Origin of the sequence: uncultured Roseibium sp., from assembly GCF_947494555.1 — a bacterium.
Classification (GTDB): Bacteria; Pseudomonadota; Alphaproteobacteria; order Rhizobiales; family Stappiaceae; genus Roseibium.
The window spans coordinates 1,133,726-1,159,902 of sequence record NZ_CANLVF010000001.1; the positions used below are offsets into that span (position 1 = coordinate 1,133,726).

The following is a 26,177-nucleotide window of genomic DNA, read 5'->3' on the forward strand; positions in this document are numbered from 1 at the left end:
CTATAGCGCAGCTATTGGGAATATGGAGAAATGCCATGTCTACCGGAGAGGCATCGCGTCATTACCGGACCTTGTTTATCTCAGATGTTCACCTGGGCACACGCGGGTGCCAGGCCGAGCTTCTGTTGGATTTTTTAAAGGAAAATGATGCTGAAACCATCTATCTGGTCGGTGATATTGTCGATGGCTGGCGCTTAAAACGGTCCTGGTACTGGCCGCAGCTTCATAATGACGTGGTACAGAAAGTCCTTCGCAAAGGCCGCAAGGGCGCGCGCATCTTTTATATTCCGGGAAACCACGACGAATTCCTGCGGAACTTCCTGGGCACGCATTTCGGCGGTGTGGAAGTGGCCGACAGCATCGTGCACGAAGCAGCGAACGGAAAACGCTATCTTGTCATACACGGCGATCAGTTCGACGTCGTGATGCGTCACGCCAAATGGCTCGCATTCTTCGGAGATAAAGCCTATGTGACAGCCCTTGGAATAAACACCTGGGTCAATTTCTTTCGCCGTAGCCTTGGTCTGACATACTGGTCACTGTCGGCATGGGCCAAGCTCAGGGTCAAGAATGCCGTGAGTTTCATAGGCAGGTTCGAAGAAGCACTGTCGGACGAAGCGCGCAGGCAGAGTGCGGACGGCGTGATCTGCGGTCACATCCATCACGCCGCCAATCGGGACATGAACGGTATCCACTACATCAATACGGGTGACTGGGTGGAAAGCTGCACAGCCGTCGCTGAGCATCACGACGGCACGTTTGAGGTGATCCGATGGGTGGATCAAACTCAATCCGAAGCCGTGCCGGCGAAATCCAAGGAAGATCAGGTTGCCGCATGAGTTCCATCCTGATTGTGACGGATGCCTGGCGTCCGCAAATCAATGGTGTTGTCAGGTCGATTGAACGAACGGCTGAAGAGCTCGTTGCGATCGGTGCCCGGGTGGAGTTTCTGACGCCCCTGGCATTCCTGACGCTGCCTTGCCCGACTTATCCGGAGATCCGCCTGTCCTTGACGCATCGCGGTATCGTGCGCCGCATGATGAAGGAATTCGATTGCGAACACCTTCACATTGCCACGGAAGGCCCTTTGGGATTTCTTGCGGCAAGCGTCGCAAAGAAAACCGGGCAGCCTTTTACGACGAGCTATCACACGCGGTTTCCCGAATATCTGTCGGCGCGTCTGCCGGTGCCGCTTTCCTGGTCCTACAGCTGGCTTCGCAGTTTCCACAATGCCGGCTGCGGTTGCATGGTGGCAACGCGGTCGCTTGAAAACGACCTGCGCGCACGCGGGTTCAAGAACCTGATGCGCTGGTCTCGCGGCGTCGATGAAGACCTGTTCAAACCCTATGAAGGGACTGTATTGCCGGGCGACCTGCCAAGACCGGTTTTCATGTATGTCGGTCGTGTCGCCGTTGAAAAAAACATCAAGGCTTTTCTGGATCTAAAACTGCCCGGCTCGAAAGTTGTCGTCGGCGGCGGTCCGCAGCTGGAGGCGCTGCGGCGGGAGTATCCTGATACGCTCTTTACCGGAGCAAAGGTCGGTGAGGACCTGGCGCGGCATTATTCCGATGGTGACGTTTTCGTCTTCCCGTCGCTGACAGATACGTTTGGTAACGTGATGCTGGAGGCCTTGGCTTGCGGTGTGCCTGTGGCTGCCTTTCCGGTTATGGGACCAGTCGACGTGATCGGGGATACCGGTGCGGGCGTTCTTTCTGAAAACCTGCAGGAAGCTGCGGTGGCGGCCCTTGATATTCCCCGGGACCATTGCCGGAAAATCGCGATGAATTACACATGGGCAGCCAGCGCGCAGCAATTCCTGGAGAACTGCATCGCAGCGCGGGACATTCACAACGGGCTTGTGAATGAGACAAAGGCTGCCGAGTAAGTACGCATCCCTTGTGCATTGATGTGAACCAGCCACCAGGCCTTGATGACTCAAAAACGTGTTCTGTATGTTGAGTTGACCGCGATTCCTGATAAGTCATCACCAAAGCTGAATTTCTTGTTTCAGGGTGCAAGCTGATGACCGAAACCGTTGTTCAACCGAGTGAAAACGCCAAGCCGGACTATTCGGGGAAGGCCGTAACCTATTCCGATGTGGCGAATGCGGCCGACCGCATCGACGGGTACGCTGTCCGCACACCGTTGTTGCGGCATCCGGCGCTTGACGAGCGGGCAGGAGCCACAGTTCTCATCAAGCCAGAAAACCTTCAACGCAGCGGATCGTTCAAATTCCGGGGTGCTTTCAATTGCCTGAACCTCATTCCCGAAGAAGCCCGGTCCAAAGGTGTTGTGGCCTGTTCTTCCGGAAATCATGCACAGGGCGTTGCCGCGAGCGCGCGAATTCTTGGTGTCGATGCGACCATCGTCATGCCGGCGGACGCGCCCAGGATCAAGCTTGAGCGCACGCGTGCATTCGGCGCAACGGTGGTGACTTACGACCGCGAGAAAGAGGACCGCGACCGGATCGCTGCGAACCTTTGCGCGGAAACCGGTGCAACGTTCGTTCATCCTTTCAACGATCCCGCCGTGATCGCGGGACAGGGGACAGTCGGTCTGGAGTTGGCCCTGCAAGCAGCCGAGCTGGGATTGCAGCTCGATGACGTTCTGGCCTGCACCGGCGGAGGAGGGCTCTCCAGCGGCATCGCACTTGCTCTCGCCTTCAAGACACCGTCCACTCGCTTCCACACTGTGGAGCCGGAGCACTTCGACGATTACAAGCGATCACTGGAAGCCGGCGCCTTGCTGTCGAATGAACTCAAGTCCGGATCGATCTGCGATGCACTGCTTTCCGAAACACCTGGTGAAATAGGGTTTTCAATCCTGCGCCAACTTGCCGCCGAAGGCGCAACCATCACCGACGAGGAAGCCCTCGATGCGGTCGCCTTCGCCTTTCGCGAATTGAAGCTGGTGGTGGAACCGGGCGGCGCGGCAGCGCTGGCAGCTGTCTTGACCGGGAAACTGTCCCTTAAAGGCAAAACCGTGGGTCTCGTTCTCACCGGCGGCAATATAGATCCCGACATGCTGATGCGGGCTCTGGCCTAAGGCAGCAGCAGGAGGCTGCGTCCATATCCGGCCAAATCCGGTGGCTTGCACATACGCAAAGCTCAAGACCAACAAGAATGAGTGGATTTTGATCTGAAAAAAGGCGCAGCCTTAGGCTGCGCCTTTGTACATAATCGCAAAAAAATGCTTAGTTGAAGAGAGCTTGCCGCTCCGCTTCGGAGAGTTGCTCGAGGGGATCGTCGGTGATCTCTTGCTCTTCAGCGGATTCCTCGGTGAGCTGCCAGGCAATATCCGCTTCGTCCTCTGATGCGTCCACTTCTATGTCCGTGTCCGCCTCGGTTTCTGCGTCAGCCTCAAGGACTGCGTCATGGTCCGTGGCAGCTTCCTCTTCGGCGGCGCTGACCTCGTTGTCGAAGAGCATTTCGATCGCAGCTTCATCAAGTGTTGCGTCCGGATCCTCGCTCATCAGGTCGGCGTCGTCTTCGACAGGCTCCGGTTCGGCGGTTTCGACAGGAGCTGCGGCAAACATGTCATCGATCGCTGCAGCATCCATCGGCTCATCGCCGCCAGCAGCCATGATTGCGTCGACATCTTCTTCGCTCGCGGTTGCTGATGCGGCAGGTGCGGCATCAGTTTCCGAAACGACTTCCGTGCCGGTGTCTTCCAGGGCCGCATTGAACACGTCATCGCTGACCGACATCAGCTCATCAACGCTGTTCTGGCATACACCGCGGCCGGACATCTGCGGGCCGTTGAGCAAATGGGCATCAGGCCGAGCGTCAACCGGGCCTGCGGTATCGTCGGCTTCAAGGCCTTCAATGCCCCAAATTCCGATCATCAGATTGATCCGGCTCTCCAGATAGCGCAGCACCTGAACAACCTTGTTCGTGCGTTGGCCCGTCAGATCCTGGAACGAGCACGCCATGAAGATTTCGGTGGCCTTGGCGTCAATTTCATCACAGGCAGCATCGTCCGCGCCGTTTTCGCGCAGGACCCATGCCTGCTCCTGGATCTGCTCGGCCGCTTCCAGGATCGACTGAGTCGCGCCTTCGGTCTGGGTGACGATGGCGTCCAGTTCGTGGGACGCGTCAACGAAGCGGTTGCTTTCGTCGCCTTCCGCCTTGATATTGGCTATCTCGGATTTGGTCCGTTCGATTGCCTCGTGCATGTCGGCAATATCGAGACGGATCTTGTCGAGATCCGGTACCGTGCGTTGATGTGTAACCACCTTTTCAAGGCGCTTGATCGCACCCAAGATTTCGGATGTCTCCGGCGTCTTGTTGCGACTGAGAAATTCTTTCAGGAACCGTCGCCCGCGATCGGATTCCAGCAGGGTCTGTTCGAGAGTGTGATATTCGGCGTCGCCGATCACCCCTTGCTCTTCCTGTAATGCTTCCGCTTTCATATGGACGCGATTCTCAACTTGCCTAAGGATCGTGTGTTGCCTTAACACGGACAACTTCGCTCTGATCGTAGGGTGAAAATCGTTAACATCCCTTTATGCCGGCACGGTTTGAAGGCCGGCTGATGAACTAATGACAAAACTTTCCAACAATATTAGCGCACGGGTTGCAGCACTATTTGCATGCCACTTTTTCGCGTTCGGGCTTTTTCTACCCTTCTTTCCATTGGTAATGGAATTCAGGGGGCTGAGTGCCGCGGAAATCGGGCTAATACTCGGAATCGGCACGATTGCCCGCACTGTAGCCAGTCCAATATTGTCAAACATTGCGGATTGGACCAGTCAAAGACGTCTGTCGATATTGGTTTACTCTACGATCGGTGCCGGCTTTATCTCACTGTTTTTCCTGCCCGGTGGTGTCTTCCTGCTCGGTGGCGCGGTGATCGGTTACATGGTGATCAAGGCACCGGTTTTGCCACTGAGCGATGCCTACGCCCTCGACGCGGCGCGAAACACCGGTGCCGATTATGCGCGCATGCGGCTTTGGGGGTCTGTCGGTTTCGTCCTGGCGAATCTTGCCGGTGGCAGTCTTGCGGGCGAGCAAGGATCCTGGATGATCGTGTCACTGACAATTGCGGCGTCGCTGGCAACAGGCATCGTTGTTCTGTCGCTGCCAAGGCAACCGCGCGACAATGCTTCCGCCGGCAAAGGCGAACAGACCAACGTGACGCCTTTCGCGCAAGTCTGGTTTTGGCCGGTTCTTGCGGTCCTCGGGCTGTTTCAGGCGACCCACGCCGCGTTCTACGGGTTTGGTACCATCTATTGGCAATCGATCGATGTGCCGGATTTTGCCATCGGTGTGCTTTGGGCGATTGGTGTCGTCGCTGAAATAGCCTTGTTTGCCGTTGCCGGAAAGCTGTCAATGCGGTTCGACCCGCCTATGTTCCTAATCGCAGCCGGCATTGCCTCAGTCGTTCGGTGGGGTCTGTTTCCGTTTGCCGATTCGCTGATTTTCATGGGCGCATTGCAATTACTGCACGGTTTTACGTTCGGTGCAGCGCATCTCGGTGCTGTTGCGATCCTCGCCAAGGTCGTACCCGCGCGCTGGTCCGGTACCGGGCAGGGCCTGTTCACAGCGTCTATCGGCATTCAGATGGCCGCCGGGCTTGCGATTGCCGGCAGCCTGTTCGAAGCGGACCCGCATGCGCCATTCTATCTCATGTCAGGCGTTGCTGCCGCCGGTCTGGTGGCGATTGTTTTGCTGGCACCGCTGATCCGCCGGCAGTTACACCGGCTGGATCTTGACGGGAATGGCTAACCCCAGAGCGCTGGTTCAGGCGGATGCAGCGTACTGCCTTCAAACCTGAGCCCTGGCGAACGGTCTTCCTTCAGCAGCAGGGGCCCGTCAAGATCGACGAAGTCTGCCTGTTGTGCGAGCAGGACAGCCGGCGCCATCGCGAGAGAAGTGCCCAGCATGCAGCCGATCATGATCTTGAATTCTGCGGCCTGCGCGGCGTGAAGCAGATTGAACGCTTCCGTCAGGCCGCCTGCCTTGTCGAGCTTGATGTTGACCGCGTCGTATTTGTCCCTGAGGCTATCCAGCGACTTCCCCGGTGCGAGGCTCTCGTCGGCGCACAGGGTGATCGGACTTTTGATAGAGGACAGTAAGTTGTCCTCTTTCGCAGGAAGAGGTTGTTCGATCAGCTCAACACCGGCGGACGTGCAGGCAGCCAAATTCGTGTCAAAGCAGCTCGCATCCCACGCTTCGTTGGCATCAACGATCAGCATGCTCTGCGGGGCTGCCTCGCGGACCGCGAGGATGCGGGCATCGTCTCCCGGTCCGGAGAGTTTGACCTTTAGCAACGGACGATGTGCGGCCTGAGCGGCCTTTTCGGCCATTGTCTCGGGCGTGTCGACACTGATCGTAAAGGCGGTGGTGACCGGGCGGAGCGCTTCGAGGCCTGCAAGCTGGGCAGCGGATTGGCCTGAAAGTTTCGCCTCCAGGTCCCAGAGCGCGCAGTCGACGGCGTTGCGGGCTGCGCCGGCCGGCATTGCGCTCAACAGCTCAACGCGGGAAAGGCCCGACTTCAGAAGCGGTGAAATTTCCTCGATCTGGGTCTGTACCGTCTCGAGCGATTCGCCATAGCGTGGATAGGGGACGCATTCACCGTGTCCGGAAACGCCCTCTTCCCCAATCGAGACGGTCACCACTTGCGCATGCGTTCTCGTTTCGCGCGAGATCTTGAAACTTCCGGCAATTTCAAAACGTTGGGCCTCGATGCTGACAGTCCGATTCATGGCGCACCGAACTCGGCGGAAACCTTGTCCACGATCACGTCCATGCCGAAGCGGACCGGGTCGGTTGCCGGAAGGCCGTGTTTTTCACCGACCTTTGCGAGAAACGCCAGGGCTTCATCGTTGTCGAGAGCTGACGTGTTGACGGCAATACCGACGCAGCGAATGTCCGGGTTGGTCAGACTGCCGCATTGTACGGTCATGTCGATGACCTGCTGAATGGTTGGCAGGGGCGTCTCGACCCCGCGCATCTTCGTGCGTGTCGGTTCGTGGCAGACGATGAAACCGTCCGGCTGTGAGCCATGCAGGAGGCCGAGCGTGACGCCGGCAAACGAGGGATGAAACAGCGAACCCTGACCTTCGACAATCTGCCAGTGATCGTCCTCGGTCTCCGGCGAAATCCACTCGGCGGCACCAGAGATAAAGTCGGCAACGACCGCATCCAGTGAGACCCCGCGGCCTGAAATGAAGACGCCGGTCTGCCCGGTTGCACAGAAGGTGCTTTGGTATCCGCGTTCGTTCATGGCGCGATCCATCGCAAGCGCCGTATATTTTTTCCCGACGGAGCAGTCGGTTCCGACAGCCAAAATCCTCTTGCCCCGGCGTTTGGTACCCTTGCCGGTGGCGAATGTCATGGAGTTGTGGCGGACATCGTGCAACCGGCGTCCGTTGCGTTCCGCCGCCTCGCGGATCTGAGGAACGTCACCGAGGCGCACATGAAGGCCCGAGGCAACGTCAAGGCCGGCATCAAGCGCCTCAACGACCGATGCAATCCAGTGATCCGGCAATCGTCCACCGGCATTGACCGCGCCGATGATCAGCGTTTTCGCACCAGCGCCCGCACCCTCGCCAATTGTCATGTCGGAGAGGCCGGTATCGGCAGCGCACCCTTGCAGTCTGACCTGACCGATACACCAGTCTTTGCGCCAGTCGACGATACCGACTGCCGTTTTCGCTGCGAGTGCATCAGGGACATCTCCGAGGAACAAGAGATAAGGACGGGCAATTTCCATGGACAAAGCTTTCAAGTGGCTGCTGGACGTTAATCTTCTCCATCAGGTATACGAGGGATATCGAACCAGCGGCAAGAGGGCAGCCATCCGGAATGGCATTCTTGGAAAAAAACATTGAACCTGAGATGAAGCTGGAGGCGGATGGCCCGGATCATCAGTATCTCGCGCTTTCAGGTGACTGGACGGTCAGTACCATCGGCGACGCTGAGACAGGCATCAGCAAGCTCCAAGTGGCCAAGGACCGGTTGACGTGCATCGATGTCTCCAAAATCGAGCATCTGGACACGAGCGGTGCCTGGCTTATCCACAGGACGCGCGGAAGACTGGAGTTTGAAGGGCGGAAAGTCGGGCTTACGGGTGTCACACCCATTCGGCAGAAACTGTTCGACGAAATCGACCGGCATCATCCGCCAAATTACAAACCGGACCGCGGCGGCTTTACCATTGTCGGTTTCCTGGAAGCGACCGGCCGGCAGATGGTTGATGCCTACGAAGACGGCAAAGCGATGCTCCACATTCTGGGTTCGCTTGGTCTTGTCCTTTCGACCGTCCTGTTGAAACCCGGACGGCTTCGCAGCATTTCGATAGCCGTCCAGTTCGACCGCAGCTGCATCGGCGCGGTTCCGATCGTGGCTCTCATGAGCTTTCTGATTGGGGGTATCATCTCCCAGCAGGGTGGCTTTTATCTCAAGCAGTTCGGCGCCGAGATCTTCGTGGTGGACCTCGCGGGGGTTCTCGTGCTGCGTGAGATCGGCGTTATTCTCACCGCAATCATGGTCGCGGGGCGATCCGGATCGGCATTCACGGCTGAATTGGGCGCAATGCGAATGCAGGAAGAAGTCGACGCTCTTCACGTGATTGGACTGAGTGTCACGGAAGTGCTGGTTCTTCCCAGAATTCTGGCGCTTATGATCGCGCTGCCGATCCTGACCTTCATTGCCGATATGGCTGCGCTGTTTGGCGCTGGACTGGTGACCTGGGCCTATCTCGATATTCCGCCGGCGGCTTTTCTTTCGCAGTTGCAGGTCGCGATCACTCCTGAGACGGTGCTTGTCGGTGTTATCAAGGCGCCGTTCATGGCCCTGATCGTTGGCCTGATTGCTTGCGTCGAGGGCTTGAAGGTGGGTGGTTCGTCGGAATCACTTGGCCGCCACACAACGATGTCGGTTGTGAAGGCCATTTTTCTCGTTATCGTCGTGGACGGATTCTTCGCGATTTTCTTCGCCGCCATAGGAGTGTAACCGGGCCATGTCGGCGATCGCATCAGAAGAGTATCCCATCGCGACCGAAGCGACGGCGGAAGGATCTGATATTGTCCTGTCCGTGCGCGGGGTTACCGTCGGATTTGGCGACAAGATCGTTTTGCAGAACCTTGATCTCGACGTTCACAGCGGAGAGGTACTTGGATTTGTCGGTGGCTCCGGCATGGGTAAATCGGTGTTGATGCGGGCCATACTTGGACTGACACCGAAGCGGGCAGGTACCATTTCGGTCTTTGGGCATGATCTTTCCACAGCTACCGAAAAAGAACGGAAAACCATTGAACGCCGCTGGGGCGTCTTATTCCAGCAGGGCGCTCTGTTTTCTTCCTTGACCGTGAAACAGAATATCCAGGTGCCGATGCGCGAGCATCTCAAGCTGTCGCCCCAACTCATGGATGAACTTGCGACCCTCAAGCTCGAACTCGTGGGTTTGCCGCAGGATTCTGCCGACAAACTTCCATCGGAGCTTTCTGGCGGCATGATCAAGCGTGCAAGCCTTGCGCGCGCGCTTGCACTTGATCCCGATTTGGTGTTTCTGGACGAGCCGACCTCAGGACTGGATCCGATCGGCGCGGCTGCGTTTGACACGCTGATCGGAAACTTGAGTTCAACCCTCGGATTGACCGTTTACATGGTCACGCATGATCTCGATAGCCTGCATTCTATTTGCGATCGTATTGCAGTTCTTGGGAATAAACGTGTTCTGGCTATCGGGACGCTGGACGATATGATGAAAAATGATGATCCCTGGATTAAGGAGTATTTCAGGGGTCAGCGGGCATTGCGCCGGGTATAGGTTGGACTGAATGGAAACGCGCGCGAGTTATATCCTGATTGGCTCCTTCATGGTGGCCGTCCTGATAGGTGCATTCGGCTTCGTTTTCTGGCTGGCCGCAACGGCTGAATCGCGCCAGAACGTCTCGCTCAAAATCATATATCCCGGACCCGTCACGGGACTCCCTGTCGGTGGCAGTGTCTTATTCAACGGGATCAAGGTCGGGGACGTGAAATCCCTCGACTTTCTGCCTGATGACCCGACCAAGGTCGTCGCAACTGTCGGTATCAAGCCCAGCACACCACTTCGCGAAGACACCAAGGCGACGTTGAACTTCACCGGCCTGACCGGTGTCGCTTACGTGGATTTGTTGGGTGGCACGTCTTCATCCCCGCTCTTGCTCAAGGAAAACAGCGACAAGGAGCCAGTTCTTTACGCGGACCGGTCCTTTTTCGACGACATCGTCGATGGCGCGCGTGACGTCCTCAAGCGGGCGGACACCACGATGAAGACGATCGAAGATGTTCTTGTTGAAAACAAACCGCTCATCAACGACACCATCAAGAACGTAGAGACTTTTTCAGCCGCGCTTGCCGCCAACTCGGATGGCGTCAAGGACTTCATGGCAAATATCGGAGAAGCGTCGCAGGCCTTCTCCAGCCTTTCAGGTCGGCTTGAAAAGCTCGTTGATCAGGGCGAGCGCCTGCTGGCGGCTGTTCCTTCTGACAAGGTGACGGCGATTGTCGATGACCTGACGAAGTTCTCCGGCAGCCTGGGTAAAGCCAGCGACGATATCGATCTGTTGATGAGCGATGCCCAGAGTGCCGCCAAGGAACTGGAAACCTTCACGAAAAAACTCAACGATGGCCTCGACAGCGTTCAGAATATCGTTCAGGCGGTCAAACCCGAGGACGTGGAAAAAGTCATGACCGGTGCCGCGGCACTCGGTGGCGTGCTTGAAACCCGCAGCGATGACATCAGCAAGCTAATCTCCTCGACCACCACGACCATGCAGAACATCGACAAGATCGTTGCAGTGGTTCAGGAGCGGGAAGGTGCCATCTCCGAGATTCTGGAAGGCGGCAGGGACGTTGTTGTGAAGGTGGATGCGATCATGACGCGCGGCGTTGAAATTGCCGCCGCGATTGACCCGCTTCAGATCGAGGAAGTGGTCCAATCCGTCAACACGTTCACAACTGGCATGAATGCATCGCTTTTGCGTGTGGACGAAGTGCTGGCGAGCGTCGATCCCCAAACGGTTGAAAATGCCGTCAACGGCGTTGCCAGCGTCATTGACAACTTCAACAACCAGCAAAGCCAGATCAACGAGATCATCGCTTCCACAAAGTCGACGGTCCAGAATTTTGAAGCGGTGTCGGCAACGGTTCGCGGTCAGGACGACCGGATCGCGGCACTGATCACGGATGTTCAGGCCGCCGCCGAACGTTTTGCTGAGACATTGCAGACCGCCGACACGCTGCTGAAAGCCGTGGATCCGGAGAAGGTGGCCAATATTGTCGGGTCAGTCGAAACCACTGCATCGGAGCTTGCCAGCCAGGAAAACGGTATCCCGTCAATCCTGCAGAGTGCGCAACAGGCAGCTGACAACGTGCAGCAAATGACGGCGGATCTCTCCAAGCGTACGCCGGACGTCGACCAGATCATCACCGACGCCAAACAGATGACCGCGACCTTGAATGCAACTTCGGTGCGCGTTGAAAGTCTGGTTGAGAAAGTATCGACCATGGTCGATGGCGACGGCGAGGGCCTGATCAAAGAGGCAACGCTGGCGGCGGAGGCCATCCGCAAGGTTGCGGTCGCCTTTGAAAGCCGTGCAGACTCGATTGCAGGCGGTTTGTCGAAATTCGCAACGCAGGGCTCTTCCGATTTCACAGCGGCACTGTCACAGCTCAACCGCACACTGGTCTCGATCCAGCGTGCGGCGGAGAGTTTTGAACGCAGTCCCAACCGCGTGATATTCGGAGGCGAAGACGTCCCCACCTATACTGGTGGACGGCGGCGATGAAAAAGAAAAGCAGTAAGGGCAGTGGCGCATGACGAAGGCAACGACCAACATGACCCGCCGGGGCGTTTTAGGCGTTCTCGGCCTTGGGGCAGCGGTTGCCGGATGTTCGAGCACAGCGCCTTCAGCCTTCTACAGTCTGACCTCTGCAGATGTTGACGGCCTTCGGGGCAGATCCAGCCGCGTCCAGGTGCTTGTAGCGCCCCCACGGGCACTAAAAGCGCTCGATACCAGCTATATCGCGGTCGTCGATGACGGACCGATCTACAGCTACTATCCGAAATCCGCCTGGGCGGACACGTTGCCGAATGTCGTGCAGATAAAACTCCAGGAAACGCTGCAGAATACCGGGCGGTTGCGCGGCGTCGGGCTCCCCGGTGATGGCCTTCTGATCGATTATCAGCTTCAGACAGAAATCCGCGCGTTCGAGCTTCAAGTCTCCGGGAACCGGGGTGTCGTGGAAATTTCCGCCCGTGTCGTCAACGACCGTAATGGCCGGACCGTTGCGACAAAAGTCTTCCGCGCCGAAACGCCGGCCGGCAGCTCCTCCGTCGACAAGGCTGTTGAGGCCATGAACAGCTCCGCGGACCGCGTTTTCGCCGAAATGGCCGCGTGGACGCTTCGCAACGTTTAGAACGCAACCTCAAAGCAACATCAAGGACAGCCCCGGCACCGCGATCAACAGGGCCAGGCGCAAGATGTCGGCTGCCCAGAAGGGCAGGACGCCCGCGAAAATGGTTCGAAGCGGTATGTCGGTCAGAACAGAGCGCAGAACGAACACATTGAGACCGATCGGCGGGGAGATCAGGCTGATTTCGGTGACGACGACAACGACAATGCCAAACCAGATCAACACCATGTCCGGATCGCTCAGGAGACCGGTACCGAAGTCGAGTGACGTGACCAGCGGAAAGAAGACCGGGACGGTCAAGAGGATCATCGACAGGCTTTCCAGAACGGCTCCGAGCAGGATGTAGATCAAAACCAGCACGAGCATCACGACATAGGCGTTGACGTCGAGCGATTGCACGAAGGAGAGCAGTGCATCGGGAACGCCGGCATAGCTGATGAAGTTGGAGAATACCTCCGCACCGATGATGATGGCGAAGATCATCGCGGTCGTCTTGGCGCAATTGAGACCGGCAGTGAAGAACTTCTCGAAGGTGAGGCCACCGGACAGGAGGGCGATGATCAGCGCAGTTGCTGCCCCGATTGCGGCGGCTTCCGTCGGCGTGAAGAACCCGCCGTAGATGCCGATCATGATCACGGCGAAGAGCCCTAGGACCGCAAGAACACCCCAGACATCCTTGCGGTCCAGCGCGACGTCGACGTGCTCGGACGGGGCGAGCGCGGGTTTCAAACGCACGGTCACATAGACGGCCGCAAGATAGAAAAGGACGCCGAGCAGGCCCGGAATGATCCCGGCAATGAAGAGTTTGCCGATATCGGCTTCCGTCAAGAGGCCGTAGATGATCAGGATCACGCTTGGTGGGATCAGGATGCCGAGCGTGCCGCCGGCAGCGATCGAGCCGGTTGCAAGGCTGTCCGCGTAACCGGCCTTGCGCATCGAGGGCATCGCGACCTTGGACATGGTTGCCGCCGTTGCAAGCGAGGACCCGCAGACCGCCGAAAATCCGCCGCAGGCAACGATGGAGGCCATGGCAAGGCCGCCGCGCATGCGGTGCAGCAGGCTGTGGGCGGTGCTGAAAAGCGATTGGCTGACACCGGATATGGTCAGCAGATTGCCCATCAGTATGAAAAGCGGGATCACGGAGAGCGTATAGGACAGTCCCGTGTCAAAGGCGGCGTTGCCGAGCAGGTTCAGCGCCGCATTCCAGTTGCGCAGAGCGGCAAAACCAGCTGTCCCGACAATGATCATCGCGACGGCGATCGGGACGCGCAGCAGAACGAGGCCGAAGAGGGCAACAAAACCAATCAGGGCTTCAAGCACGTGTCAGGCCTTTTCACGCCAGCGCCGCAGCGTCCAGAAGATGGCTGCAATAGCTGATATAGCGAACGACGCCGTCCCGAGCCAGCCGATCAGATAGAGCGGAATTTCGAGGGAATCGGTTACCTGCTCACGTCTCTGCAGCTTTTCTGCATGTTCGGACAGTTCCAGCGAAACAATTGCGAAGACGGCGACGGTTGCAAACCCGGCGCAGACAGCGCCGAAGACTTTCAGGATCTTGCTCTTCAGCCCGTCGAGCAACTCCACTTCGATGTGTTCGCCTGCAGCCGTTGTGAGCGGCAAGGCTAGGAAAATAAGCGATGCCAGCAGTAACTGCGTCAGTTCGTAGGCCCCGTTGACGGGACTGTTGAAGAGATAACGCGCGACAACGTCCAGGCAGGTGAGGGCGATCATGGCCACCAGGACAAGCAGGCACGCAAGACCGAGTAAAAATGCTGCCCCGCGCCGGATTCCCTGTAACCGGCGCGAAGCTGAAGTGTCGGTTCCTGACGGCATCATTAGTTGCTGATGCCGGTCTGGGAACGCATTTCGGCAAGCGCGGCGGCTCCATCAAAGCCGGTTTCCGACACAGCGTCGGCCCAAGTGGCTTCGTGCTTTGCCGCCAGTTCCCTGATCTTTTCGAGAACCGGTGCGGGTGCGTCATAAACTTCGAGATCCTTGTCGGAGACATATGTCGCACCGCGCGTGTCGGCACCGTCCCAGACGCTGCCGGCAAGCTCTGCAAGCGCAGCCCCGGAGACGTTTTCGATGGCTGCTTTGTCCTCGTCGGAAAGTCCGTCCCAGACATCTTCATTCATCACCATGAACCAGGACGTGTTGTAGATGCCACCGGGCACTCTCATTGAAGACTTGACGTAGTCTGTCAGCTTGAACGCTTGAAGCGCTTCCATCGGGAAGGTGACACCGTCAATAACGCCGCGGGAGAGCTTCTCGTAGACTTCGCCGGGACCCATGAACTGCGTGGTGATCCCGAGATCCTGCGACAGATCGGCTATGTAGCCGCCCGGTGTGCGGATCTTGAGGCCCGAGAAATCCTCCGGCGTCTCAATCTTGCGCTGATTGTTGTGGAACATGCCGGGACCATGGATCCAGAGGCCAAGCAGTTTGGTGCCCTCATGCTCATCATGCGCATTCAGCTTTCCGGCATAGACGTCCCAATAAGCCTTTGATCCGTCGGTCGCTGTGTCGGCAATGAAGGAAAACTGGCCTATGCGAGAGCGCAGGAAGCGGTCGTCGCGTGTAAAGGAGTGCAGGCCATATGTAATATCGGCAACCCCGTCGGCAGCAAGATCGTAATGCGCCGGGGGCGGTCCGAGCGGTTTGGGCAGGATCCGCACGGTGACGCGGCCATCCGTTGCCTCGGCGACCTGTTCGGCCCAGGGCTGCATGACGCCGGTTACAATTGGGTGCTTGGGCGGCAACCAGGACGACAGGACCAATTCGTCTGCATTCGATGTTGCGACAAATCCGGACAAGGCCGTCGCCGTCAGGCCAGCCAATATCGAAAGACACTTGATTTGTTTCACGGATTCCTCCTCCCGTTTGCAGACTGACCGGTGCTTTTCACCAATTTGAATAATTTTCAGCATGCGGTAATCGAAAATAGTTGCATATGAAACTAAGTCAATCCTAAAATCGATTTGCAGTCCTTTGAAAACAATTGAGCGCCCATGACCAAGCCTGAGCACCCGAAAACCGAAGTTGCCGAGCATATGTCAGGGCAGGCTCCAACGCAGGACGACCCCGGTTCCGGTTTTGTGCTCGAAAGATTTTTTCCCTACCTCGTTCGTGTTTTTTACTCCGACGTCACCAGTGCACTCTCGGCCGTTTACCAGCGCGACTATGGAATGATGCCGGCGGAATGGCGGACCATGGCGATCCTGGGTGCGGCCTCCGCCGGTCTTCAGGCGAGCGAAATCGTGGCACGATCCAGTATGGACAAGGTGGTTGTCAGCCGTGCTGTAAAACGGATGGAGGAACGCGGTCATCTCACACGCGAGACAAACTCGGAAGACGGCCGGAGTTATCTGTTGCAGCTTTCAGAAGACGGGCGCGCTGTTTACGCGGATCTGGCGCCCAAACTGCTGGCGGTCGAACGCAAAATGCTGAAGGGCCTCACGGAAGACGACATCTACGGATTTCTGGCAATCGCTCAGCGCATCCGTGACAACCTGGCCGAGGGGCAGGGGCCCAGGAGCTGACATAGGGCGCCCAGTCGCAAACAACTCGTGCTGAACACTATCGCTCTTTTCGTCTCCGGTCACGCGTGATTGGTCCGGCATGACCCACAGACGGTATTGGAAAGGCGCCGCACCTGCCTTTTGGTTATGCAGCACACAAAAAAGGCGGCTCAAGGCCGCCTTTCTGTTCGTTTGCCCCGTCTGTTAGTCCAGACGACCACTGGCGTGGGCCAGCATGGTGTAAACCTTGCCGGTATCGGAGGTCAGATAGGTCTGGCCCAGCATATTGTCGCGATCATTTCTGGACACCTGTGCCAGCAGCTGTTCGAAGTCCGAAACGTAGCGTTCCACGGCTGTGCGGAACTCCGGATCGCGAGAGTATTTCTGACGGATTTCGTCAAAGGTCTGTTGTCCCTGGAGTGTGTAGAGACGGCGGGTGAAAACATTCCGCTCCCCGTCCCGATACCGGTTCCAAAGATCAATGAACGTCTCGTGATCGATCGCACGGGCAATATCGACAGACAGCGAGTTCAGGCTTTCAACTGTCTGCAACGGTGTTCTTGCCATGCTCGTGTCGACACTTGCGTCATCGTCGCGGGAAGCTCTGCGCAGGAGATCGGCGACCCAACCTTTGCCAGCAGGATTGCCGCCTTGAGGCTGAGCCGGCTGCTGGCGCCGGGTTTCGACCGGCCGTTGTTGCGCCGGGCGCGGTTCGGCCGCGGGCGCAGCTTGCTGCGGTGCCGGCGTTGACGGGGCATAGCTTGCCGGTGCCGGTGCGACGGGCTGCGGCGCGGGCGCTGCAGCGGTTGCAGCCTGAGCCTGCGGACGCGAGATATCGAGCGAATTGGATTGCTTCGCAACGATTTCTGAAAGTTCCGTAAGCGCTCGGATCTGCTCGTTGACCACCTTGCGCAGCGCCGCGGAAGATTCTTCCGCCTCGTCCGGCAGGTTCAAGACACCCTGTTTCAGTTCGTTTCGGGTAGCCTCAAGTTCACGATGCACGTCCCGGGCTACGTCGCGCATCCGCGAAGCCGCATCATTGAAGCGATCCGAAGCATCACTGACGGTACGGGTCATCTCAGAGATGATGTCATCCTGGGCCGAGCGAATGGCATCACGGGCCTTCTGTCCTTCCATTCCAGCTGTCATGCGCATGGATTCGAACTGTTCTGCAACCTGATTGGACGCCGCTTCTGCGGCAGCACCAAGCATGTTGGCGGCTTCGCGCGCCCGGTCGTCCGCAGATTCCAGCGTGTCTGACAGGGTCTGAGTGAAGGACCGCATCAGGGTATCGACAGCTTCCGTCTTCGCCAGGAGTGTGTCCGCGACTTCCTCGATCGCCGTGCGGCGGTCGGTAACACGTGCTGCGACGGAGGCATTGGTGTCTTCCAGATGGCGAGCGGCACGTGTCAGCTCCTCGGACTGGTCGCCGAAGCGATTGGTGAGGTTCTGAATATCCGCAAGCGTGGTCTGGGTGACGTCGCGCAGGTTGGAAACCTGCTCATCGATGAGCGTGGTCGTCTGGTTGGTTTCCTGGACCGCGCGATCGACCGCTGACCGGAACTCGCCGGCGCGGCGGGCGAGGTTGCCCTCGACCTCATTGAGGTTTTCCCCGGCGGTCGTAACGATACCCTGAAGATTGGCGTTGGATTCCTCAACCTTGTTGAGAATGTCCGTGACATCGGCTTCAAGACGCCGCTTGGTATCAGTGAGCAGGTTTGCTGCCTGATCGCTGCGCTCACTGATGCTGGCGATAATCCGCTCGCCTGCTTCAACAAGCGTCCGCGTGGCGTCGAGGCCTGTGTGAGCGAAGGTCTCCGTCACATCGCGTCCTTTCACCGTAATGGCGTCAAGGATAGCTCCGTGGACCTCGGACAGCCGACCTGTGAGGTCGTTGGCCCGCGTTTCGATGGCATTGATGAGGTCGTTACCATCCGTCCCGACAATGCGGGCAAGTTCGCCGGACTGCTCGCCGAAGGCTGCGTTGAGCGCCGTCGCCTTCTCAAGCAGGTCGTTGGCAACTTCGTTACCCCGGCCAACCAGAAGTTCCGCCGCTTCCGACACAGCACTGTTGACCCGCGCACGGACCATACCGGCTTCGTTCGACATCTGGCCGCGCATTTCTTCCAGTGTGTTCGAAAGGGTCAGGCGTGCCTGTTCGCTTTCAGCAGACAGGTTCCCGGAAATCTCGGCGATGAGCCCGGAGAGATCGCCGCGGATCTTTTCGCTTTCGCCGGTGAGCGAGCCGGTGAATTCTGCAAGCGTGCCGGCATAAAGCGTGCGGGCCTTCTCGCTTTCCGCCGCCATGGCGCGCGCAGCGTCGCTGACCGCAGACAAGACGAGTTCGCGGATTTTGCCGCTTTCTCCGGACATGGCACCTGTCGCCTGGTGCATGGCACTGCTGACCGTGTCGGCGGCTTTCTGGCTTTCGCCGACAAGAACGCCGCGCGCCTCGCCAACAGAACCGAGAACGATCTGCCGCATCCGGTCGCCTTCGCCTGCCAGCTTCTCGGTGGCCTGGTTGAGGGCCGTGTCCACGATATCAACGGTTTTGGTCCGTTCATCGGAAAGAGATTGCACCGCGGCTGCGACGGCTTCCTGCACAACGTCGCGAAGACGGGTGCTTTCCGTCGACAAGGTCGCTCCGGCCTCCGAAATCACGGTCGTCAGAATGTCGCGTGCGCGCTCACTTTCTCCCGTGAGCGTACCGGAAATGCTCTCAAGCCGCTCGTTCAGGAGTGTTTCGAGTTGCGTCGCGCGGCTGTCGAGCGTTTCGGCAACCTCGAACACCTTCGCGCCGAGCGAGACATTGATTTCGGCAATGCGCTCTGAAAGGGAATCAGTGAGTTGTTCGCTTTGTTTGCCGAGCACGTCGCCGGCTTCCGACAGCCGGTTGTCGAGCGCGCTCGTCATTTCGTCCTGACCCTCGACGAACGCCTTTGCGATTTCCTTCGTTCTGGAGATCAGGGTCTCCGAAATCTGGCGTGCACGCGCATCAAGCGTCTCGTCGATGCGATCCGTGCCGCTTGTCATTGAAGCGGACAGGAGTTCGGCTTTTTCCGCCATGGATGCGGCCGCACCATCGACGCGATCAGAGAGCGTCTGGCCGATTTCCGTCGCCCGTTCGGCGAGGTTGTTGCCGGCGTTCTCAATGCGCTGACCCAGCTGCAGGGTGATGGCATCGGAGCGGTCCGCCAGGACATCGGTGATGTTGCGCGTCTTTTCTTCCAGCGCATCACTGATGCCGGTGGTCCGGTTGTCGATGGCATCTGCAAGGATCTGGGTGCGTGTTTCCAACGTTGCCTCGAAAGAGGCTGTACGCTGGTCAAGCGTCAGATCAAGAGTGTTGATATGGCTGCCAAGCGCCTGATCCATGGTCGTAATACGTTCGCTCATGGAGCGGTCCATCGAGGACACCCTGTTTTCAAGGGTTGCGTCCATCGTCGTGACCCGCGCGCCGAGCGACGTGTCCATGGAATTGAAGCGGCTTTCCAGAGTGGTGTCCATGAAGGAGATCTTCTCTCCCAGAGACATATCCATGGATGCAAAGCGCTGTTCCAGTGACGCATCCAGCGTGCTGATGCGGTCGGTAAGCGTGGCGTCCATGGACGTGAACCGGTGCTCCAGCGAAGTGTCCATGGTGCTGATACGGTCGCTCAAGGTTGCATCGATTGCGCCGTAGCGCTGATCGAGTGATGCGTCCATGGCTGAAATGCGCTCGCCGAGAGCGGTGTCGAGCGAGGCGATGCGATCGCCAAGCGAGGCGTCCAGGGCGGTGCCGCGATCGCCGATCGAGGCGTCGATTGCAGCAGCACGCTCTGCGAGTGTGGCGTCGATTGCCGCAAGCCGGTCTCCGAGAGAAGCTTCGATCTTGGCTGCGTGGCCGCCGAGTGAATTGTCCAGTTCAGCTGCGTGGCTGCCAAGCGTCGCATCGACCGCACCAAGCCGATCGCTGAGAGAGGCCTCGATTGCAGCTGCGTGATTGGTGAGGGTCGCGTCCAGTGTCGCAGCATGACCGCCGATTGCCGCGTCAAGGCGCGCCGCATGGCCGCCGATTGCCGAATCCGCTTCCGCGATCCGGTTCCCCAGTGATACATCCATCGTGTCGATGCGCGTCGCGAATGTCGTGTCGAGAGTGGAAAGACGGGTGTCCATTGCTTCAGACAACAGCAAGGTCTTCGTGCCGAAGTCCTCTATCAGCTGGCCACCGCGATCGGAAACCAATGTCTCCAGCTCGGAAAGCCGAGTTGAAAGGCCTTCGTGCAGTGCACCGCCGCGGATTTCGAGGGTCTCGGCGATCTGGCCGCTGACCTGATTGATGTCGTTGGCGACACGGTCGCCGCGGCTGCCGATAAGTTCGGCAAGCTGTGTGCCGGTTTCGGCAAGCTTGTAGGTGAGGGCATCTGTTTGCTGGCCGAGACCGTAGGCAAACTGGCTGGAGACGCTTTCCAGCGTGTCGCGGAAGCCGACCGTTTGCTGCTCGAGCATGGTCGCCATTTCGTTGCTGCGGGCCGTTAGGCGCTCGTCCAGCTCGGTGCCGTTGATCGAAATCGCGGTGTAGATACGCTCGGAGATGCTGTCCAGCTTTTCTGCGAGTTCGCCGCCTCGAACGGAAATGGTCTGGGTGAGCGACCCGGCGGTTTCGTCGAGTTTGGCAGCGATCTCTCCGCCGCGCAGCGACAGGTCGACCACGATGCTTTCGCCGGTTCCGCGCAGGATTTCGGCAACTTCTGTTGACCGGCCCGACAGTGTTTCGACGATTTCCGCGCCGCGAATGGAGATCGTGTCCGTGACGGTCTGGCCGCGCTCCGAAATGCTTTCAACGACACGCGAACCGGTGGCCGCGAGGGATTCGTCCAGATTGGTGACCCGGGTATCAACCGTGGTGACAAGTTCCTCGGTCCGTGTCGTGATCGTGTCGATAAGCCGTCCGGAGGTAAGAGACAGGTTAGCGTTGATTTCCTCACCGCGCTTGGTGATGACATCACCCACGGTAACGCCGGTGTTCTCAAGCGTTGACCGGAACTCCTCGGCCTTGCTGTTCAAGGTGGAAATAACGGACGTACTGGAAGAAGCCAGCGTCTCGTTGATCTCTGTGCCTCTGTCGGAAAGGGTTTCCACAAAGGCGTTCGCTGTTTCGGCGAACCGCTCGTTGACCTGGTTGCCGCGGGCAGAAAGAGTTTCCCACATGGTCGCGCCGGTCTCGGCGAGATTGTCGACCAGTTCGTGTCCTGTCAGTGACAGGCGGGACACATAGTCTTCCGCGCGCACGGTCAGATTGTCGACAAGCTCGTTGCCGGATGCGTTGAGGGTTGCCCCAAGGGATTCAATACGGGAATCAACGGTGGAATTCAGTTCCGCGACGCGGTTGTTGACGGCTTCGATCATGCGCTGAGAGGCCTGATCAACCGTTTCGCCAAGTTCGCCGGAAGTGCTTGAAAGCTGAGAAGAAAAGTTTTCGTGAGCACCGGCGATCGTCTCGCGGACCCGCTCTGCGTTGATCACGATGGATTCCCGCTGGCTGACCAGTTCTTCGATCAAGGCGCGGATCTTCAATTCGTTGTCGTTGTAAGACCGTTCAAGAGAGGACACTTCGTTATGGACGAGAACTTCAAGTTCACTCGCTCGGGCGATCGCGCGCTCAATGCCGTCACCCATGGCGGCGACTTCGCGCCGAATGGCCTGGCCGACACTGAGGATGGATTCCTTTGCCATGTCTTCAGGTTCGGCAAGACGCAGGGCGACTTCTGTCATGCCGCGGGCGACAATGCGCATTTCCTGCGCGCGCCATATCATCATGGCCATAACGAAGAAGAAGATGATCGGCACCAGAATGGCGACTGCAGCCAGAAGAATTTCAGGAGACGAGAGCAGGGCCTGCGGATCGCTGAAGGAGACGACCTTGTCGGAGAAAGCGGACATGAACAGGCTGCCGCCAAGCGCAGCCCAAACGATGCTCAGCGAAAGTGCTCCCCAAAACGGGGCGGAGGACGGACGGCGCTGCAGGCCGTAAATCAGATTTCCGATATTCCGGCGGTCGTCATTGGCAGCCGGCGGACGGTTGCTGCGGCCACGTCGGCGGGAGGAACGCTGCTCTTCTTTCGGGCTTGCGTTCTGGGGTGATGACTGTGGCTTTTGCTCCGGCTCCGCTTCCGCTTCCGCTTCCTTGTTTGCGGTCGCCGCGGAAGTGGTCTCATCGAAGTTGAAAGTTGCGTCTGGACCGCCAAAGTCCAGCTTAAGCGCTTCTTCAACTGCTGAAAGTGCTGCTTCCGCCGGATCTTTAGCCTTTGTCGGATTTGCCATTTAGGATCGCCTCACGTCCGTACTCATTACACGCCGGTAAACTCGCCTGCTAACACAGGCTATTGTATTCCAAACTCACCGAATGCGTCACCTCGCGGTTACCGCTGGACTTAACTCAACCGCAAAAAATCGTTCTCTGGGAGGGCCGCCGCTGACCGACCGTCCTGTTTTTTCAGACGGTGCTCTTCCCAACCTTGCCGCATCAGCAACTGTAATGGCACAATCTCTCCTAACGAACAAGAAACGGCAATGGCATGAATCACTTAGGGGGCGGTTTCGATGCCGGAATCAAAGAAAAATAACGCAGCGGAAGTTATTTCGGGCCGTGGCGATCAGCCAACCCTGAAAGTCGGAAATCTGACCGCCGCACAAAAGCGATGGTTGAGAAAAGGGTTGGAGCAACCTGGCGGCAAACTTCCTTTGTTCGATGAAAACGGACGCGAGATTCCCGCGCGCACAATCCGGGCCTGCATCGACGCGGGGTGGGCAGAGCCTTGGTTTTCCAACCCAATCAAGCCTGATTGGCTGGTTTGCAAATTGACCCCTGCCGCATTCGACGCGTTTGCCGCAAGGCGAATTCGCAAAAAAAGTTAACGCGACTTCGCATTGCAGCAACCGTTTCGTGAAGTGGAAATGGCGGAAAGACAACGTTTTTTTCTCACGCGACTGGAGCGCGCGAATTGCGTGCGTTAACCAAAAATTCAGTTTTTTGGGGACATTGGCCTGAATCGCCCGATTTGGAGGCCGGTTTAACCGGGCGTTTGGGTCTTCAGCTCACAGTTTTTGACAGTAGAAGCCGACGGCGAGGTGCCGGCCGGTGAATTGTAATCAGTATGGAGTGCCGTCATGGCCCCTTCATCCATGGCCCGCGTCAGCGGCCGCGACGGTCCGGATGCACCGATCGATCTTGTGCAGCTGGCAACAAACACCCTCGGAAACCGGGATCTCGAAGTCCAGGTCCTGCATCTTTTCAAATCGCAATCCTGTTCGACACTCGAGCGGCTTTCGAACGAAACAGACAGTGGGGTCAGGCTTGACCTCGTTCATACGCTCAAAGGATCGGCCCGTGCCATCGGGGCAGGGCGTGTTGCTGAAGTCTGTGAAAATCTGGAAGGGCGCATGAAGCAGACTTCCGACGCGGCGACCGAAGGTCTTGAGGCTGCCGTTGACGAAGCGAACACATATATAAGAGATCTGCTGACCGGCTGACTTATTGTCACATTCGAGCCGGAATTTCCCTCGAATACGTCGCAGTCCTTGACCTTTGCGGTGGAAGCTTTATGTCGGATCAGCTGAAACCCGCAATTCTAGGCTTGGACGCGACTTATGCCGAAAATCACATATGTAAGCTTCGATGGAAACCAGACCGAGGTCGATGCCGCTGAGGGCACGACGGTGATGGAAAACGCCATTAAGAACATGGTTCAGGGCATCGAAGCAGAGTGCGGCGGCGCCTGCGCCTGTGCCACGTGCCATGTCTATGTTGACGATGCCTGGAAGGACAAGACCGGCACGGCAGAGCCGATGGAAGAAGACATGCTCGATTTCGCTTATGACGTGAAACCGACTTCGCGTCTGTCATGCCAGATCAAGGTAACGCCGGAACTCGATGGACTGGTCGTTCATGTGCCAGAGCGCCAGGCTTAAGCTGCCACTTCGTTTTGAAATCCAAAACCCGCCGGTTCCGGCGGGTTTTTTAATACTTTACTCCGCAGGCTGAGTAACCCGTTTGCGGAACCAGAAATCGACCTCGCGCCCGTCTTCCGGATCGCTTGGGATCAGCGAGGCCAGCACGAGGCTGACCGCTGCCATTGCCGCGCCGGCCAGGAAGACGGCGGCAGGAGACACAAGCCAGACAAAACCGAACAGGACAGGAATGAACACCGCCGCGATATGGTTGATCGTGAAGGCAACGCCTGCTGTTGGCGCAATGTCGCGCGGATCCGCGATTTTCTGGAAATAGGTTTTCATGGCGATCGCAACGGCGAAAAACGCGTGGTCGATCACGTAGAGGCCGGCAGCAACCCAGGGGCTTGAGACGAAGGCATAGGCAACAAAGACACCGATCAGACCAATATATTCAACGATCAGCGCCTTTCGTTCCCCAAAGCGCACGATCAGCTGGCCGATTTTCGGCGCAAGGATCATGCTTAATACGCCGTTGATCAGGAAAAGGCCTGCGATTTCATGAACGTCATATCCGAAGCGCTCGACCATGAGGAAACCGGCGAACACCATGAAGATCTGGCGCCGGGCACCGCCCATGAATGTTAGCGCGTAGTAGAGCCAGTATCTTCTTCGCAAGATCAGCTTCTTGTGCTGCGGCACGCCCTCTCTGAAGTGAGGGTAGGCCATCATAAGGAACGCAAGGACAACGAGCGTCAGGCCGCCCGCAATCGCAAAGACCACCGTGAAGGAGAGATGAAAGGCCTCCCATGCAAAGTAAACGAGCCCATAAGCGATCAGGGCAGCGAAAGAACCGACTGAAATGATCTTTCCCATCGTGGCGGCAGCTGTTGCTTTGGGAAGCCATTGAAGCGACAGCGACTGAGCCATGGTTTCGTAGTAGTGAAACCCGATCGACATGATCAAAGTGGTGACGTAAAATCCGATTGTGGTTGGAAAGTAACCGGTAATGGCAACGCCAATCCCCAACAAGAGAAGAGATGCATAGGCGAGCGTTTGTTCGCGCATGGCCAGCAACAGATAGACTGCGAGAAAGCTTAGGAAGCCTGGGATCTCGCGGATCGATTGCTGAATGCCGATCTCGCGCCCGGTAAAATCGAGTTCCTGAACCGCGAAATTGTTCAACAGGTTCCACCAGGCAGCAAAAGACAGCTGCATGGCGCCAGCCATGATCATGAGAAGAACCGCTGGCGACCGCCAGCCTGTCACTTCATTCGGGAGAGCGTTTTGCGTGAAGTAGGTCATTCCGTAGCCATTCTTGAAACACATCCTGGCAGCGCTGTTGTTTGCTTCTAGACGCGATTGCAGCTTGCGTGTTAGCGCTGTTTTGTCATGATATGTCTCCCAGTCGCCAAAATCTGACATGCGACCCCGGATAATGAAGCGAACCAGAGCAAAGTCTCATGAATATCCACCCCGAACTGGCCGAGTTTCCGACAACCGAGATTGCAGCGCCGCTTATCGGCTACGCGAAGTCACAGCCACGAGGGGCACTCAATGACTGGCATGCGCATGATGCGGCGCAGCTTTTTCATGTTGTGAAAGGCTCTCTGGCGATCGACACCGAGCACGGGACATTCTTCGCGCCGCCGGAGCGCGCCGTCTGGCTGCCACCGCGTGTTGCACACCAGACGCGTTATCTGACTGACACCGACCTCAGATATGTCTATGTGCAGATGGACCACACTCACGACTTGCCGCAGACGCCACAGGTGATCCAGGTAACGACACTTCTTCGTGCGCTTATCCTGGAATTCATGTCTTATCCGCGGTCTCAGACGGAGGAGGGACCTGCGGCTCGCATTGCAGCCGTCATCCTGGACCAGCTCAAGATGCTGCCTGCCGCGCCGCTGCAATTGCCCATGCCGCAGGACACGCGGCTGAGAACCTTGTGCGAAGCAATCATTCGCTGTCCAGCCAATATCCCCTCGCTTGATGAAGCCGCGCGCCGCAGTACTCTATCAGTCCGGTCATTCGAAAGGCGCATGAAAGCTGAAACAGGACTCAGCTTCAGAACCTGGTGCCGTCAGGTAAAGCTTTTCAGGGCACTGGAGCTTCTGGCGTCGGGCCGGTCTGTATCGGATGTCTCGCACAAACTCGGCTATGAAGGCCCGAGCGCCTTTGTTGCGACATTCAAGAAAGCGTTCGGCTTGACCCCTGGCCGCTATTTCTCGGATGGTGATTCGAATTCATGATCGTGAACAAAATGAAACCGTCTGGTCCCTAGAAATCCACCTGATTTTCCGTGCTTTCACCCTTTTTA

The 26,177-nt window shown here is 57.7% G+C and carries 20 protein-coding genes; 12 read left to right on the plus strand and 8 right to left on the minus strand.

Features of this window, described 5'->3' with window-relative positions:
* Nucleotides 1-35: 35 nt before the first annotated feature.
* The 3 genes from Q0915_RS05145 (at nucleotide 36) to Q0915_RS05155 (ending at nucleotide 3,045) form a co-directional block, all read left to right on the plus strand.
* Complete coding sequence (locus Q0915_RS05145) at nucleotides 36-839, plus strand: UDP-2,3-diacylglucosamine diphosphatase (protein ID WP_299474199.1); 804 nt, start codon at nucleotides 36-38, stop codon at nucleotides 837-839.
* Nucleotides 836-1,885, plus strand: a complete 1,050-nt coding sequence (locus Q0915_RS05150) for a glycosyltransferase family 1 protein (protein ID WP_299474202.1) — start codon at nucleotides 836-838, stop codon at nucleotides 1,883-1,885. Before Q0915_RS05145 ends, Q0915_RS05150 begins: the two co-directional genes overlap by 4 nt.
* Before the next feature lie 137 nt (nucleotides 1,886-2,022).
* Entirely contained in the window at nucleotides 2,023-3,045 is a 1,023-nt protein-coding gene (locus tag Q0915_RS05155) for a threonine/serine dehydratase (protein ID WP_299474206.1), read from the plus strand.
* Nucleotides 3,046-3,193: 148 nt separating this feature from the next.
* Here the strand turns inward: Q0915_RS05155 and Q0915_RS05160 are convergent, their stop codons facing one another.
* Nucleotides 3,194-4,411: a protein phosphatase CheZ gene (locus Q0915_RS05160; protein WP_299474208.1), complete on the minus strand. Its 1,218-nt coding sequence runs from the start codon at nucleotides 4,409-4,411 to the stop codon at nucleotides 3,194-3,196.
* 130 nt (nucleotides 4,412-4,541) lie between these two features.
* Here Q0915_RS05160 and Q0915_RS05165 point away from each other — a divergent pair, with 130 nt between their 5' ends.
* A complete protein-coding gene (locus Q0915_RS05165) occupies nucleotides 4,542-5,726 on the plus strand; it encodes an MFS transporter (protein ID WP_299474211.1) in 1,185 nt (394 codons plus the stop codon).
* Here Q0915_RS05165 and dgcA read toward each other — a convergent pair.
* Together dgcA and dgcN are read right to left on the minus strand one after the other, a co-directional pair.
* Complete coding sequence (dgcA, locus tag Q0915_RS05170; protein WP_299474214.1) at nucleotides 5,723-6,706, minus strand: N-acetyl-D-Glu racemase DgcA; 984 nt, start codon at nucleotides 6,704-6,706, stop codon at nucleotides 5,723-5,725. The two genes, Q0915_RS05165 and dgcA, sit on opposite strands and share 4 nt — an antisense overlap.
* Complete coding sequence (gene dgcN, locus Q0915_RS05175) at nucleotides 6,703-7,716, minus strand: N-acetyltransferase DgcN (protein ID WP_299474217.1); 1,014 nt, start codon at nucleotides 7,714-7,716, stop codon at nucleotides 6,703-6,705. Before dgcN ends, dgcA begins: the two co-directional genes overlap by 4 nt.
* A 92-nt stretch (nucleotides 7,717-7,808) precedes the next feature.
* Here dgcN and Q0915_RS05180 point away from each other — a divergent pair, with 92 nt between their 5' ends.
* From Q0915_RS05180 to Q0915_RS05195, 4 genes are read left to right on the plus strand one after another with little or no spacing between them, the layout of a single operon-like run.
* Entirely contained in the window at nucleotides 7,809-8,957 is a 1,149-nt protein-coding gene (locus tag Q0915_RS05180) for an ABC transporter permease (RefSeq protein WP_299474220.1), read from the plus strand.
* Nucleotides 8,958-8,964: 7 nt separating this feature from the next.
* The gene (locus Q0915_RS05185; protein ID WP_299474223.1) at nucleotides 8,965-9,774 is read left to right on the plus strand and encodes an ABC transporter ATP-binding protein; all 810 of its coding nucleotides are present in this window, start codon (nucleotides 8,965-8,967) and stop codon (nucleotides 9,772-9,774) included.
* A gap of 10 nt (nucleotides 9,775-9,784) precedes the next feature.
* Nucleotides 9,785-11,779, plus strand: a complete 1,995-nt coding sequence (locus tag Q0915_RS05190) for an MlaD family protein (protein WP_299474226.1) — start codon at nucleotides 9,785-9,787, stop codon at nucleotides 11,777-11,779.
* 28 nt (nucleotides 11,780-11,807) lie between these two features.
* Nucleotides 11,808-12,410, plus strand: a complete 603-nt coding sequence (locus tag Q0915_RS05195) for an ABC-type transport auxiliary lipoprotein family protein (protein WP_299474229.1) — start codon at nucleotides 11,808-11,810, stop codon at nucleotides 12,408-12,410.
* Nucleotides 12,411-12,419: 9 nt separating this feature from the next.
* Here Q0915_RS05195 and Q0915_RS05200 read toward each other — a convergent pair whose 3' ends face one another.
* From Q0915_RS05200 to Q0915_RS05210, 3 genes are read right to left on the minus strand one after another with little or no spacing between them, the layout of a single operon-like run.
* A complete protein-coding gene (locus tag Q0915_RS05200; RefSeq protein ID WP_299474232.1) occupies nucleotides 12,420-13,727 on the minus strand; it encodes a TRAP transporter large permease in 1,308 nt (435 codons plus the stop codon).
* A 3-nt stretch (nucleotides 13,728-13,730) separates the two neighbouring features.
* Nucleotides 13,731-14,240 carry a TRAP transporter small permease gene (locus Q0915_RS05205; protein WP_299474235.1) on the minus strand — a complete coding sequence of 170 codons (510 nt, stop codon included), beginning with the start codon at nucleotides 14,238-14,240 and terminating at the stop codon, nucleotides 13,731-13,733.
* Nucleotides 14,241-14,242: 2 nt separating this feature from the next.
* Entirely contained in the window at nucleotides 14,243-15,271 is a 1,029-nt protein-coding gene (locus Q0915_RS05210) for a TRAP transporter substrate-binding protein (RefSeq protein WP_299474238.1), read from the minus strand.
* Between the two features lie 144 nt (nucleotides 15,272-15,415).
* Here Q0915_RS05210 and Q0915_RS05215 point away from each other — a divergent pair, with 144 nt between their 5' ends.
* Nucleotides 15,416-15,946, plus strand: coding sequence for a MarR family transcriptional regulator (locus Q0915_RS05215; protein WP_299474241.1), 531 nt, complete (start codon nucleotides 15,416-15,418; stop codon nucleotides 15,944-15,946).
* A gap of 183 nt (nucleotides 15,947-16,129) precedes the next feature.
* On the opposite strand, the gene Q0915_RS05220 is transcribed toward Q0915_RS05215, so the two are convergent.
* On the minus strand, nucleotides 16,130-22,228 hold the full coding sequence (locus tag Q0915_RS05220) for an antitoxin (RefSeq protein WP_299474244.1): 6,099 nt from the start codon (nucleotides 22,226-22,228) through the stop codon (nucleotides 16,130-16,132).
* Between the two features lie 846 nt (nucleotides 22,229-23,074).
* Here Q0915_RS05220 and Q0915_RS05225 point away from each other — a divergent pair.
* Together Q0915_RS05225 and Q0915_RS05230 are read left to right on the plus strand one after the other, a co-directional pair.
* Nucleotides 23,075-23,437, plus strand: a complete 363-nt coding sequence (locus Q0915_RS05225) for an Hpt domain-containing protein (protein WP_299474247.1) — start codon at nucleotides 23,075-23,077, stop codon at nucleotides 23,435-23,437.
* 117 nt (nucleotides 23,438-23,554) lie between these two features.
* Complete coding sequence (locus tag Q0915_RS05230; RefSeq protein ID WP_299474250.1) at nucleotides 23,555-23,875, plus strand: 2Fe-2S iron-sulfur cluster-binding protein; 321 nt, start codon at nucleotides 23,555-23,557, stop codon at nucleotides 23,873-23,875.
* A 57-nt stretch (nucleotides 23,876-23,932) separates the two neighbouring features.
* Here Q0915_RS05230 and Q0915_RS05235 read toward each other — a convergent pair whose 3' ends face one another.
* Nucleotides 23,933-25,159: an MFS transporter gene (locus tag Q0915_RS05235; RefSeq protein ID WP_299474253.1), complete on the minus strand. Its 1,227-nt coding sequence runs from the start codon at nucleotides 25,157-25,159 to the stop codon at nucleotides 23,933-23,935.
* A gap of 158 nt (nucleotides 25,160-25,317) precedes the next feature.
* Between Q0915_RS05235 and Q0915_RS05240 the strand changes: the two genes are divergently transcribed.
* A complete protein-coding gene (locus tag Q0915_RS05240) occupies nucleotides 25,318-26,109 on the plus strand; it encodes a helix-turn-helix transcriptional regulator (RefSeq protein WP_299474256.1) in 792 nt (263 codons plus the stop codon).
* The last annotated feature ends 68 nt before the right edge of the window (nucleotides 26,110-26,177 follow it).